This is a genomic window from Halomonas sp. DN3 (genome assembly GCF_024137905.1).
In the GTDB taxonomy this organism is placed as follows: domain Bacteria; phylum Pseudomonadota; class Gammaproteobacteria; order Pseudomonadales; family Halomonadaceae; genus Halomonas; species Halomonas litopenaei.
The window spans coordinates 95,071-107,836 of record NZ_CP099965.1; the positions used below are offsets into that span (position 1 = coordinate 95,071).

At 66.0% G+C, this 12,766-nt stretch carries 12 protein-coding genes; 5 read left to right on the forward strand and 7 right to left on the reverse strand.

Going from position 1 to position 12,766, the window contains the following annotated elements; genetic code table 11:
- Nucleotides 1-216: 216 nt before the first annotated feature.
- The 3 genes from NKF27_RS00410 to serA form a co-directional block, all read right to left on the reverse strand.
- Nucleotides 217-1,572 (reverse strand): 8-oxoguanine deaminase, encoded by a 1,356-nt coding sequence (locus tag NKF27_RS00410; RefSeq protein ID WP_222568036.1) that lies wholly within the window; start codon nt 1,570-1,572, stop codon nt 217-219.
- A 282-nt stretch (nt 1,573-1,854) separates the two neighbouring features.
- Nucleotides 1,855-2,757, reverse strand: a complete 903-nt coding sequence (locus NKF27_RS00415) for a DMT family transporter (protein WP_108131888.1) — start codon at nt 2,755-2,757, stop codon at nt 1,855-1,857.
- Nucleotides 2,758-2,998: 241 nt separating this feature from the next.
- A complete protein-coding gene (serA, locus tag NKF27_RS00420; RefSeq protein ID WP_045993890.1) occupies nt 2,999-4,249 on the reverse strand; it encodes a phosphoglycerate dehydrogenase in 1,251 nt (416 codons plus the stop codon).
- A gap of 338 nt (nt 4,250-4,587) precedes the next feature.
- Here serA and NKF27_RS00425 point away from each other — a divergent pair, with 338 nt between their 5' ends.
- From NKF27_RS00425 to dxs, 3 genes are read left to right on the forward strand one after another with little or no spacing between them, the layout of a single operon-like run.
- Nucleotides 4,588-4,866 (forward strand): exodeoxyribonuclease VII small subunit, encoded by a 279-nt coding sequence (locus NKF27_RS00425; RefSeq protein ID WP_045993891.1) that lies wholly within the window; start codon nt 4,588-4,590, stop codon nt 4,864-4,866.
- A gap of 4 nt (nt 4,867-4,870) precedes the next feature.
- Nucleotides 4,871-5,740 (forward strand): (2E,6E)-farnesyl diphosphate synthase, encoded by an 870-nt coding sequence (gene ispA / locus NKF27_RS00430; protein ID WP_045993952.1) that lies wholly within the window; start codon nt 4,871-4,873, stop codon nt 5,738-5,740.
- A gap of 16 nt (nt 5,741-5,756) precedes the next feature.
- On the forward strand, nt 5,757-7,670 hold the full coding sequence (dxs, locus tag NKF27_RS00435; protein ID WP_253554876.1) for a 1-deoxy-D-xylulose-5-phosphate synthase: 1,914 nt from the start codon (nt 5,757-5,759) through the stop codon (nt 7,668-7,670).
- A gap of 89 nt (nt 7,671-7,759) precedes the next feature.
- Here dxs and NKF27_RS00440 read toward each other — a convergent pair whose 3' ends face one another.
- Nucleotides 7,760-7,942, reverse strand: coding sequence for a hypothetical protein (locus tag NKF27_RS00440; RefSeq protein WP_253554879.1), 183 nt, complete (start codon nt 7,940-7,942; stop codon nt 7,760-7,762).
- Between the two features lie 228 nt (nt 7,943-8,170).
- Between NKF27_RS00440 and djlA the strand changes: the two genes are divergently transcribed.
- Together djlA and NKF27_RS00450 are read left to right on the forward strand one after the other, a co-directional pair.
- Nucleotides 8,171-8,950, forward strand: coding sequence for a co-chaperone DjlA (djlA, locus tag NKF27_RS00445; RefSeq protein WP_045993894.1), 780 nt, complete (start codon nt 8,171-8,173; stop codon nt 8,948-8,950).
- 418 nt (nt 8,951-9,368) lie between these two features.
- Nucleotides 9,369-10,919: a Na+/H+ antiporter NhaC family protein gene (locus NKF27_RS00450; RefSeq protein WP_108131884.1), complete on the forward strand. Its 1,551-nt coding sequence runs from the start codon at nt 9,369-9,371 to the stop codon at nt 10,917-10,919.
- A gap of 216 nt (nt 10,920-11,135) precedes the next feature.
- On the opposite strand, the gene NKF27_RS00455 is transcribed toward NKF27_RS00450, so the two are convergent.
- The 3 genes from NKF27_RS00455 to NKF27_RS00465 all read right to left on the reverse strand — a co-directional run bounded on the left by NKF27_RS00455 (nt 11,136) and on the right by NKF27_RS00465 (nt 12,678).
- Nucleotides 11,136-11,432: a hypothetical protein gene (locus NKF27_RS00455; RefSeq protein ID WP_222516226.1), complete on the reverse strand. Its 297-nt coding sequence runs from the start codon at nt 11,430-11,432 to the stop codon at nt 11,136-11,138.
- Between the two features lie 204 nt (nt 11,433-11,636).
- Entirely contained in the window at nt 11,637-11,933 is a 297-nt protein-coding gene (locus NKF27_RS00460) for a hypothetical protein (protein ID WP_108131883.1), read from the reverse strand.
- 427 nt (nt 11,934-12,360) lie between these two features.
- Entirely contained in the window at nt 12,361-12,678 is a 318-nt protein-coding gene (locus NKF27_RS00465) for a hypothetical protein (protein WP_253554881.1), read from the reverse strand.
- Nucleotides 12,679-12,766 lie beyond the last annotated feature (88 nt).

Genomic DNA, 12,766 nt, shown 5'->3' on the forward strand with positions numbered 1-12,766 from the left:
TCGGAGCGTCGGCGGCGAAACCCCGGAGACCGTGACAGGTGTCAGACCGTCTGTGCTGACTGCCGTGGCACGGCGACCGTTGTCAGGGGGCGGCAGCGTCGGCCCTGGCCCGTGGTGCCGCGCTGCGCTCGAGATCCGTTCGTCGTTCGCTGTTGTTGCCTCTTGTCTTCCCGTCGTCCTGTTCGAAGGTGTGCGTCCAGGCGCGCCCCGAGCCTCCTAGACCGCACGCCTTAGCCGCACCGCCGCCGCGTTGTGGCGGGCCATCAGCTCGCCCAGATCGACGTCGAGCGGCTGGCCGTCGGCCACCCGCCACTGGCCGGCCACCATCACTCGGTCGGCACGGTGGGCACCGCACAGCAGCAGCGCGGCCAGCGGGTTCTCGGCGCCCGAGAAGCGTGGCTCGTCCAGCCGGAACAGCGCCAGATCGGCCTGCTGGCCAACCTTCAGTCCGCCGATGTCGCTGCGCCCCAGACAACGCGCGGAGCCTTCGGTGGCCCAGCGGATGACGTCCTGGTGACGTACCTGGCTGGGCGAGTAGCGCAGGCGGCCGATCAGCATCGCCTGGCGCATCTCCTCGGCCAGGTTGGAGTGATCCGCCGAGGCCGAGCCGTCCACCGCCAGGCCTACCGGGCAGCCGGCGGCCTCGAGTTCCAGGGTGCGGCACATGCCAGAGCCCAGCACCATGTTGGATGAGGGGCAGTGGGCGATGCCGGTGCCGGCTTGGCCCAGGCGGGCGACCTCGTCGTCGTTGAAGTGGATGCCGTGGGCCAGCCAGGTGCGATCGCTGAGCCAGCCGGTGGCCTCGAGGTAGTCCAGCGGTCGCATCCCGAACAGCTTCTGACAGTACTGCGTCTCGTCCTCGGTTTCTGCCAGGTGGGTGTGCAGGCGCACGTCCTTCTGCTCGGCCAGGCGAGCGCTGTCGACCATCAGCTCACGGCTGACCGAGAAGGGCGAGCAGGGCGCCAGCGCCAGGGTCACCATGGCGCCCTCGCCGCGCTGATGGTAGGCGTCGATCAGACGGGTGCTCTCGTCGAGGATGGTCGCCTCATCCTGCACCACCGACTGGGGCGGCAGCCCGCCCTGCTCGCGCCCCACGCTCATCGAGCCGCGGGTCAGGGCGGCGCGCACACCGAGCCGACGCGCGGTCTCCACCTGGACGTCGATGGCGTGCTCGAGCGCGCCGGAGAACACGTAGTGATGGTCGGCCACGGTGGTACAGCCGCTCATCAGCAGCTCCACCATGGCCAGCTCACTGGCCAGCGCCAGCTGGGCCTCGTCGAGGTTGGCCCAGACGTCGTAAAGGGTGGTGAGCCAGGGAAACAGCTCCTTGTTGAGCGCCGGCGAGTAGGCCCGGGTCAGGGTCTGGTAGAAGTGGTGGTGGGTGTTGACCAGGCCCGGCAGCAGCACGTGGCGGGAGGCATCGAAGGTCTGCTCGACGCGGGTTCGGGGCGTCTGGCCGGCGGCCACGGCTTCGATGATTCGGCCGTCCTGAACGACGACACCACCGGCCGCGTCAGGGTCGCTGGCGGCCAGTGGATGCTTGATCCAAGTGACGGGGGGATGTGAGCTCATGCAGTTCTCCTGGGTTGGCTTCGCCGAGCGAAGGGTTACCCAAGCATCGTGCCCTGCTCCCGACGCCGTCCCTTGGTCAAGGAGGGCGAGGGCTCGTCGCGTAGCGGATACCTGGTTCAGGTGCCTTCAGTGACAGCCGCCGAGGGCGGTGAGCGTCATCAGTTTCACGGTTCACGCTGCACCGATATCGAGCGGCCTGTGTACCATTGTGGTGCGCAATATATGACCGTTATTGTGTACAAAATGGCCGTGACGTCAGGGCTTGTCAAGTGTCCCTCTGCTTCAGGGCCTGGCGGCCTCGCGGGCGGCTCGGCGCCGGCTCAGTCGGTCCCCGAACAGGTAGGCACCCAGCGCCACCAGAATCAGTAGCGCGCCCAGCAGCATCGAAGGCGAAGGGGTTTCCTGATTGAGCAGCATGCCGAGGGTCAGCGCCAGTACCGGGGTGATCAGGGTCACCAGGGCGACGCTGGCGGCGTGCAGCCGAGACAGGATCAGGTAGTAGCAAAGGAAGCCGATCAGCGAGCCGAACAGCGCCAGGTAAAGCACCGCCCACAGCCCACGGGGGCTGAGTGGAATCATCAGCGGTTCACCGCTGGCGAGCCATAACACCAGAAAGCAGGGCATGGAGCCGGCCAGCGCCCCCACGGTCTGTTGCAAGGGGTCGAGCCCGGCGGCCACCCGCTGCACGGCGATGCCGCTGGCGCTGAACAGGGTCACCGCCGACAGCATCATGGCCAGTGCCAGCACCTGGGCGCCGCCGCCGAGCGTCAGGCTGTCGGCGAACACCACCGCCAGCCCCGCCACCCCCAGGCCGCAGCCGATCCAGTGCCAGCGCCTGAGCCGGGTGCTGCCGGGCAGGGCCTGGAGGATGAAGCCGGAGATCAACGGCGCCATGCCGAACATCACCGACAGCAGGCCCGAGGGCAGAAACTGGGAGGCGTGGTAGCTTAGCGCCATGGCGCCGAACACCCCTGGCACCGCGGCGGCGTAGCTGGCAAGGGCGCGGCGATCGAGGCGGACGCCGCGCCTGAGCACCAGCAGGATCAGAGCGCCGGCGACCAGCGCCAGGCCCATGCGCAGCATCACGCTGCCGATGGGGGCGCCGGCCTCGGCGCTCCACTTGATGGCCAGCGGGGTGGAGGCCCACACCAGCACCACGATCAGATAGGCCAGTCCGGTTGGCATCGTGCATCCTTTGAAGAGGTCATCGGGAAGACGCTCAGGATAGGCGTTTTCTCGCTGAGCCACAGGCTTTTGGGTGTCGGCTTTTGAGGGGCGCGAACGGGGCGCGACCGTTAAGCGAGTAAAAAGGCCTGCGAGTAAAAAGGCGCCGCCCTCCCGAAGGAGAGCGGAGCCTCATCGTCATCCCGAGTGCGATAGCTGCCGCGCGGGATAGCTCGCCGCGAGCAGGCGCTACGTCCGCCGCTCAGTCGGCGTAGTTGGTCTCGGAGTACAGCACCCGGGTGCGCAGGGTGTGGTTCACCTCGCGCAGGGCTTCGAGCGCCTGGGGACCGTAGGCCTTGTCGACGTCGATGACCACGTAGCCGACCTTTTCATTGGTCTGCAGGTACTGGCCGGAGATGTTGATGTCGTTTTCCGACAGCACCCGGTTGATCTCGGACATCACGCCGGGCACGTTCTCGTGGATGTGCAGCAGGCGGTGCTTGTCCGGGTGGGCCGGCAGTGCCACCTCGGGGAAGTTGACCGAGGTGATGCTGGTGCCGTTGTCGGAGAAGGTCACCAGCTTCTCGGACACCTCGACGCCGATGTTCTCCTGGGCCTCCAGGGTGGAACCACCGATGTGCGGGGTGAGGATGACATTCTCGAGGCCACGCAGCGGGCTTTCGAACTCGTCTGCGTTGCCCTTGGGCTCCACCGGGAAGACGTCGATGGCGGCGCCGTTGAGTCGGCCTTCCTTGATCGCCTCGGCCAGGGCCTCGATCACTACCACGCTGCCACGGGCGGCGTTGATCAGGATGGCGCCGGGCTTCATCAGGCTGATCTGCTCCTCACCGATCATCCAGCGGGTGGACGGCAGGTCGGGCACGTGCAGGCTGACCACGTCGGAGCGGGCGAGCAGCTCCTCGAGGCTGGCGACCTGGCGCGAGTTGCCCATGGCCAGCTTGGTGATGACGTCGTAGTAGATGACGTCGAAGCCAAGCGCCTCGGCCAGCACCGACAATTGCGAGCCGATGCTGCCGTAGCCGACGATGCCGAGGGTCTTGCCGCGGGCCTCGTGGCTGTTCTTGGCGCTCTTCAGCCAGCCGCCCTGGTGGGCACGGGCGTTCTTCTCGGGAATCCCGCGCAGCAGCATGATGGCCTCGGCCAGCACCAGCTCCGCCACCGAGCGGGTGTTGGAGTAGGGGGCGTTGAACACCGGAATGCCGCGCACCAGCGCCGCCGTGAGATCGACCTGATTGGTACCGATGCAGAAGCAGCCGACCGCCACCAGCTTCTCGGCCGCCGCGAACACCCGCTCGGTGAGCTGGGTGCGGGAGCGAATGCCGATGAAGTGAACATCACGGATCTTCTCGATCAGCGACTCTTCGTCGAGCGAGGTCGGCATATGCTCGATATTGGTGTATCCGGCGTTGAGAAAATTGTCCACTGCACTCTGGTGGACGCCCTCGAGCAGCAGGATCTTGATCTTGCTCTTGTCCAGGGACGTTTTGGCCATGGTCGAATCAACCTCTTGGAGTTGGCGGCAGCCAGCGGCTGTGTGGTGGGGCAGGCGAAAAATCAGGGTCCATAGAGTACCACAGGGCGGCATTTTCACGTTGAAAATCCTTGCACCGCAGCATGAGCCATCTGCATGTACCGCCGTCCTTTCGAGGGGCGCTTCGCGGGCCGCGGATAAGGGCCAGGGCAGACGACCCCGGGGGGAGAGCGTGTATACTGTCGCCCTTTGGGGAAAGGCCGGACGTCGTCAGCGAGCCTGCGTTTCCCGGGTGGCCCATCGTCGGCCGTGAACTCGCAATCTCGGGTCAGCCTTTGACCCGCCGCCTGGAGGGGCGCATGGCAACGCAGGACCGCCAGCCAACACAGAAAGATGACGAGTCGCTCGACTTCGCCTCGGCCATGACCCAGCTGGAGACACTGGTCGAGCGCCTGGAGTCCGGCGAGCTGACGCTGGAGGAGTCGCTCAAGGCCTTCGAGCAGGGCGTGGCCTTGACGCGAGATGCCCAGAAGCGGCTCGACGAGGCCGAACTCAAGGTGCGCAGCCTGACGGAGAACGCCGACGGTGGCATGCAGCTGTCGCCTTTTGATATCGGGGAGGAACCGGGTGAACGCTGACACCATGCTGGCCCGCCTGGCCGCAGACCGGGCGCGGGTAGACCGCTGCCTCGAGGGACTGTTCGAACAGCGCCACGTCGTCGAACCCCGGCTCGAGGCGGCGATGCGCCACGGCCTGCTGGTCGGAGGAAAGCGCCTGCGCCCCATCCTGGTCTACGCCGCAGGGCGTGCGCTGGGGGCCGACGACGACGAGCTGGATATCCCCGCCGCCGCGATCGAGCTGATCCACGCCTACTCGCTGGTCCACGATGATCTGCCGGCGATGGATGACGACGACCTGCGACGTGGCCAGCCCACGGTGCACAAGGCCTTCGATGAGGCCTCGGCGATTCTTGCCGGTGACGCCCTGCAGACGCTGGCATTCGAGCTGCTGGCGAGCTCTCGCTCGCCCCGCCTGGGTGCCCTGGTGGCGACCCTGGCCAAGGCGTCTGGTCGCGACGGCATGGCCGCCGGCCAGGCGCTGGATCTGGCGGTGGTGGGCGAACGTCCCGACCTGGCGATGCTGGAAACCATGCACCGCCACAAGACCGGTGCGCTGATTCGCGCCGCGGTTCGCCTCGGTGGGCTGGTGGCGGTGGCCGAGGACGATTCGCGTCTGGGGGCGTTGGACACCTATGCTGCGGCCATGGGCCTGGCGTTTCAGGTGCATGACGACGTGCTGGACGTCACCGGCGACACCGATACCCTCGGCAAGACCTCGGGGGCCGACGCGGCCCGCGACAAGCCGACCTATCCCGCCCTGCTCGGGCTTGACGGCGCCCGAGCCAAGGCCGGTGCGCTGATCGACGAGGCACTCGACGCCATCGCCCCGCTGGGCGAGGCGGCGGCGCCTCTGGCCGGGCTTGCCCGCTACATGATCGAGCGCGATCACTGACGACCACAGGGCTAACATGAAGCTGTTCGACACGATTCCCACCGAGCGGCCGGCGACACCGCTGCTCGATACTCTGGATACCCCGGCTGCGCTGCGTGCCATGAACGCAGAGCAGCTCAAGCGCGTGGCCGATGAGCTGCGCGCCTATCTGCTGTACAGCGTCGGTGTTTCCGGCGGCCACTTCGGCGCCGGCCTTGGTGTGGTCGAGCTGACCGTGGCGCTGCACCACGCCTTCCGCACGCCCCACGATCGCCTGGTGTGGGACGTGGGCCACCAGGCCTATCCCCACAAGATTCTGACCGGCCGCCGCGAGGCCATGACCAGCATTCGCCGCTACGGTGGTCTGGCGGCCTTTCCCCGGCGTGCCGAGTCGGAGTACGACACCTTTGGCGTCGGCCATTCCAGCACCTCCATCTCGGCGGCCCTCGGCATGGCCCTGGCGGCGCGCACGCAGAAGCAGGAGCGGCGCGTCTGTGCCGTCATCGGCGACGGCGCCCTGACTGCGGGCATGGCCTTCGAGGCCCTGGCCCACGCCGGCCACGTCAACGCCAACCTGCTGGTCGTGCTCAATGACAACGAGATGTCGATCTCCGAGAACGTCGGGGGCGTGGCCAGCTACCTGGCACGGATTCTGGTCAGCAAGCCCTATCTGAGCATGCGTGAGAACGGCAAGCGGGTGCTGTCCCACCTGCCGGGTGCGCTGGAGCTGGCGCGGCGTACCGAGGAGCACGTCAAGGGCATGGTCAGTCCGGCCACCCTGTTCGAGGAGATGGGCTTCAACTATGTCGGTCCCATCGACGGCCACGATATCGACGCCCTGACCGATGCCCTCACCAGCATGCGTGAGCTGGACGGACCTCAGTTTCTGCACGTGAAGACGTGCAAGGGCCGGGGCTTCCTGCCGGCGGAGTCCGATCCCATCGGCTACCACGCCATCACCAAGCTGGAGACGCCGGAGGCCGCCAAGGCCAAGCCCCCGGCGACCGCGTCGAATGCGCCGCCGAAGAAGAAGTACTGCAGCGTGTTCGGCGACTGGATCTGTGACATGGCCGCCGCCGACGAACGTCTGATCGGTATCACCCCGGCCATGCGTGAGGGGTCGGATTTAATCCGTTTCTCCAAGGAGTACCCCGAGCGCTACTACGACGTGGCCATCGCCGAGCAGCACTCGGTGACCCTGGCCGCCGGCATGGCCTGCGAGGCGATGAAACCGGTGGTGGCGATCTACTCGACCTTCCTGCAACGCGGCTATGACCAGTTGATCCACGACGTGGCGGTGCAGGAGCTGGACGTGACCTTCGCCATCGATCGTGCCGGCCTGGTCGGTGAGGATGGCCCGACCCACCATGGCGCCCTGGATTTGACCTACCTGCGCTGCGTACCGGGCATGGTGGTGCTGGCGCCGGCGGACGAGGCCGAGTGTCGCGCCATGCTCAGCGCCGCCTACCATCATCCGGGCCCAGCGGCGGTGCGCTATCCCCGCGGTACCGGTCCCGGTGTGCCCATTCCCGCCGACCTCGAGCCGCTGCCCATCGGCGTGGCCGAGCCGCGGCGTCAGGGCAAGGGCGTGGCGCTGCTGGCCTTCGGTAGCCTCAATGACCCCGCCGGGGTGGTGGCCGAGCGGCTAGACGCCACCCACATCAATATGCGCAGCGTCAAACCGCTGGATCGTGACGCCGTGCTAGAGGCCGCCCGCAACCACGACCTGCTGGTCACCCTGGAAGAAAACGTGGTGGCCGGAGGCGCCGGCAGTGGCGTCAACGAACTGCTGCTGGCCGAGGGTGTCGCCGTGCCGGTGCTCAACCTGGGCCTGCCCGATGTCTTTGCCGAACACGGCAAGCCAGCGGAGCTGCTGCGTGACTGTGGCCTCGATGCCGAGGGTATCGAGGCGGCGATTCGTCGCCGTCTGGACAAGCACCGAAAGCGCTGAGCGAGGGTGCCTGCGTCGCGCACGGCGCAAGTATGTCCGTCATGCCATCGGCCCCCGCTCCAGGGGGCCGATGGCGTATGGGAGCAGGCTCAGCGATGGCTGGCGCTTTCGACCAGGCGTTCGATGACGGATCTGGCAGTGTCAGATGGCGGCGTGCCCACTCCCAGCAAGCCCTGCCAGGGGAATACCGAAGCATTGGAGGCCAGACTGACGCTGATGCTGGCGCAAGCGATGGCGCCGACGATGGCAAGGCGAGTGATCGATAGTCGCATGGGAGTGTGAACCGAGCGGCTTGAAATGGCGTGCAGTGTCGCGCTTGCAGATGACCATTCGATGAAACAGCGAAGGCTGGACCTTCGCCGCCGGCTCGACGGCGATGGTATGCTGCCTGCTCATACCCCTTTGGCGGGACCTGGCATCGCCGCGACGGTTGGCCAGGGCCGAAACAGAAAAAGACGTGGCGCCGCCGCTTGGCGACGTAGCGCACAAGAGAGGATTTTATGCTGACCATCATCGTGATTGGCGCGGTAGTGGGCTTCCTGGCCGGTGGGCCGCTGGGCATGCTGATCGGCGGCGGTATCGGCTGGTGGCTGGGCGGGCGCCTGCGCGGCGGTCTGATGCTCAGCAAGGGCCTGGCCGAGATGCAGCGTCAGTTCATGGACTCCACCTTCGCGGTGATGGGGGCGGTGTGCCAGGCCGATGGTCAGGTCAGCGGCGAGGAGCGCCAGGTGCTGGAGCAATTGCTGGTGCGCCTGCGTCTGCCGGAAAGCACCCGTGCCAGCGCCCGCGCCGCCTTCGAGCGCGGGCGCGCCAGTGACTTCGATCTCGACGGCGAGATCGCCCGGGTGGCCCGGCTGACACGCGGGCGCAGCGCGCTGCGCCAGATCTTCCTGCAGGTGCAGCTTTCCGCCATCGCCGCCGATGGGGTGCTGCACCCGGCCGAGCACAGCATGCTGATGCGGGTGGCTCGCGGGCTTGGCTGCAGCGAGGCCGAGATCGCCCAGATCGAAGCCATGCTTCGGGGCGGCGCCTCCCACGGTGCCGGCGCGACCCAGGAGAGCCAGAGCCCGCTGGAAGATGCCTACAAGGTGCTCGGTGTCAGCGACGAGGCCAGTGACGCCGAGGTCAAGCGCGCCTACCGCAAGCTGATGAGCGAGAACCACCCGGACAAGCTGGCCAGTCGTGGCCTGCCCGACAGCATGCGCGAGGTCGCCGAGGCCCGCACCGTCGAGATCGGCAACGCCTACCAGCGTATTCGCCAGGCCCGCGGTCAGGCCTGACGGCCCCAGGGCCAAGTGGCACTGGCCTGGCGCCTGACGTCGTTGCCGGCGAGCGCTACACGGCACAGGGCATGAAGGGGGTGGAGGTGGAGACCCGACGTTCTGACTGAGGCGAGGGCCGTCGGGACGTTGCCTGGTGTATCTCCAGAGAGGGTATCGGCTGTCGGTGTTGGGGAGGCGGGTCGCGGGGTGATGGAGGTATCTGTCGGCGCCGTCACCCGATGTCCGAGGGGAATTTTCAGGGTGGTCAGCTAGCTGCAGGCCGGCGCCGGCTTGTACTTCTGGAACGGCGGTTGCGGGGATGTGACAGCGCGGTTGCCGTTTGTGCCGCAAGCGCCTAGGATGCCCCGCTGCCCGCACGACGCCGTCCGGCGTCATCCCCTCGGGCCAAGACCGACAAGAACCCAGGAGACTCCCGATGTCCTTCGGACTCTTATCCCTGTTGCCTCCGCTGCTGGCCATCCTGCTGGCATTGGCGACGCGCAACGTCATTCCCGCGCTGTTCTGCGGCGTCTGGCTCGGGGCGACCATGCTCGCCGGCTACAATCCTGCCGCCGGCCTCTACAACAGTTTTTCTGACTTTATCGTGCCGAGCATCGGCGACGAGTGGAACGCCACCGTGCTGATCTACTGTGGCCTGTTCGGGGTCTTGATCAGCGTGCTGCAGCGTACCGGTGGCGCCCACGCCATCGCCCGCGCCATCTCGCGCAAGGTCGCCAGCGCCCGTGGCGCCCAGGGCAGCACGCTTGGCCTTGGCATGCTGATCTTCTTCGAGGACTATTTCAACGCCCTCACCGTGGGCAGCGTGATGCGTCCGATCACCGATCGCATGAAGGTCTCCCGCGAGAAGCTCGCCTACATCGTCGATTCCACCTCGGCCCCCATGTGCCTGCTGGGCCCGGTGTCCACCTGGGTGGTCTTCGTCATGGGGCTGATCGGCACTCAGCTGGGCGAGATGGAGGTGAGCGGATCGGAGTACCTGATCTACCTGTCCTCGATTCCGCTGAACTTCTACGCCTGGCTGGCGCTGGGGATGATCTTCTATATCGTCGTCACCCAGTGGGACTTCGGTCCCATGGCGCGGGCGGAACGTCGCGCCCGGGAGACCGGCAAGTTGATGGAAGACACCGCCAAGCCGCCTTCCGAGACCGATGCCATGGAGCTCAAGGCGCCGGAAGACACCGCTCGCAAGCGCAACATGCTGGTGCCGATCGGGGTGTTGCTGGCGATGATTCCGCCGCTGTTTCTGTGGACCGGCAACTTCCCGGAAAATGACCTGGTGACTGCGGTGGGCAACGCCGACGGCGGTCAGTCGATCCTGATCGCCACCCTGGTGGCGGTGATGACGGGGCTGGCCATGGGCATGAGTCAGCGTCTGTTCGACTTCCGCGAGGCCATGGATATCGTGGTCGAGGGCATCAAGAGCATGACCCTGGTCTACATCATCCTGGCGCTGGCCTGGTCCATCGGCAGCGTCACCTCCGAGCTTGGCACCGCCGACTACCTGGTCAGCCTGACCGAGGCCAGCATTCCGCCCAGCCTGGTACCGGTGCTGCTGTTCCTGATCGGCGCCGTGGTGGCCTTCACCACCGGCACCTCCTACGGCACCTTCGCCATCATGATTCCGATCGCCATGCCGGTGGCGGCGGCCATGGACCTGCCCATGGCGCTGGCCATCGCCTCGGTGCTGAGCGGCGGCATCTTCGGCGATCATTGCTCGCCGATTTCCGATACCACCATTCTGTCGTCGGCGGGGTCGAGCTGTGACCATATCGACCATGTGCGCACCCAGCTGCCCTACGCGGTGACAGCCGGTGTCGCAGGACTTGTGGCCTTCTTCGTGGCCGGTGTCACCGGTACCACCTGGATCGGAGCGATCAGCGGTGTCGCAGTGATGTTGACCATCGCGCTGGTGATGAAGGCGCTGTGGCAGCCACGGCAGGTCGATTCCGCGCCTCAGACACGCTGACGCAGCCTCGACGGCCGGGTCGCTGAGTGCCTGGTCCCGCACCTGGCCCCGTGTCCGGTAGACCCTTCCCCAGGCCGAGCATAAAAAGACTCGGCACAAAGAGGCCGAGCACAAAAAGACCCGGCACATAAAAAGGCCCCGCCGACATCACGTCGGCGGGGCCTTTGCGTTGGTACCCGGGGTCTTTACCCGTGGGCACCCATCGGATCGGTGCGCTTAGCCGGTGGTGGCCTGACGGGCCAAGTCCAGGTCGTGCTCGCTCATGGCGAAGTCGGTGCGCTTGGCCTGAACCCGCAGCAGCTCCAGCCGGGCATTGGCCATGGCGTTGCTGCCGTTGTCGGCGATATGGGCGTTGCCGACCTGATGGGCGGCCTCCAGCGCGCTGGCGCTGACCTGAGCCAACGGCTCGGCGTTGAGCTCCTGGGCGCGGTCAGTGGCGCGGTCGGCCTGGGCGGTCAGCGGCAGGGCAGCGGCGAGCAGGGCAGTAGCGGCGATCTTGGTAGTGGCTTTCATGGTGTCTCTCCTGTAGGCCTGATGGGCTTCTGGGTGAGCCCTTGGCCATCGCGTATGTCGGTTTCAGCGGTCGTCTTGCAGTCTTTGTCGAAGGGCCTGTGTTGCTGGCCTTCGCGATCGTCTGTTGGAGATGACGCCGGGCGTCATTTGGACGTTGCCGGTCATTATCAAGTCAAACGGTCGTTTTAATCTGGCCGGCAAAAATTAGCCGGTGGTGGCCTGACGGGCCAGGTCCAGGTCATGCTCGCTCATGGCGAAGTCGGTACGCTTGGCCTGTTCGCGCAGCAGCTCCAGGCGGGCGTTGGCCATCGCATTGCTGCCGTTGTCGGCGATATGGGCGTTGCCGACCTGATGGGCGGCGTCGAGGGCGGCGACGCTGAGGCTGGACAGCGGCTCGGCGTTGAGCGCCTGGGCACGGTCACTGGCGCGGTCGGCCTGGGCGGTCAGCGGCAGGGCAGCGGCGAGCAGGGCAGTAGCGGCGATCTTGGTAGTGGCTTTCATGGTGTCTCTCCTATTGGGCCTCGTGGCCCTTGTCTCTCTTGAATTCGACCGAGCTAAAAAATAAAACGGTCGTTTTAATTTTGTTGGCATTTTTTGGCCCCTCAGGGCCTGCCTTTTCTGCAGCTTGTCATCCTTGTCTGCCTGGACCTTGCTGACTCTGTCCGGCGTTCGAAGGATGTATCCAACGGGTACTGCATGAAAACTTGCGGCAATAATATTAACAGGCTAACGGAATGTCAAATACCGATTCGACCTTGGTCTAAGTCGCCTTTACACAGCGCAGCCTAGGCGCTGTCCGAAAAGTCGACGAGCGAAGGTTAGACAAGGCAAAAATCGGTGAGAAAGCGCAGTTTACGGGGTGTAAATGAGCATTTTGATCCGATTTTTAACGCCGTATTACCGAGCGCAGGCACTTTTCAGACAAGCCCTAGATGGTCACCGCGACACGTCGTCCGTCCTGCTGCAAAAAGCGAGCGGCCTGGGCCTGGTCGCGATGCAGTTGCAGCCTGGCGTTTGCCAGCGTCTTGCCATCATGGGGCGAGGCGGCGGTATTGCCGATACGCTGACCACCGATAGCCAGAGGCTCGACATCGGCAACTTGCTGCCCCAGCACGTCATCGACCAACGGGGCCTGGTCGGTCAAGGGCGATTCGTTCAGGGCCAGGGCGTACTTGGGTGGTGCAGCCTGGGCCAGAGCGGGCAGAGAGGCGACGATCAGGGCAGCGAGGATCAAGGTGGGTTTCATGTCGAAGCTCCTTCCGGTTTCAGCGGGTGGCGTCACCCGCTGTCGATGTGTGTATTTTGTTAGCGTTCTATCGAAAGTGCCAGGTAAT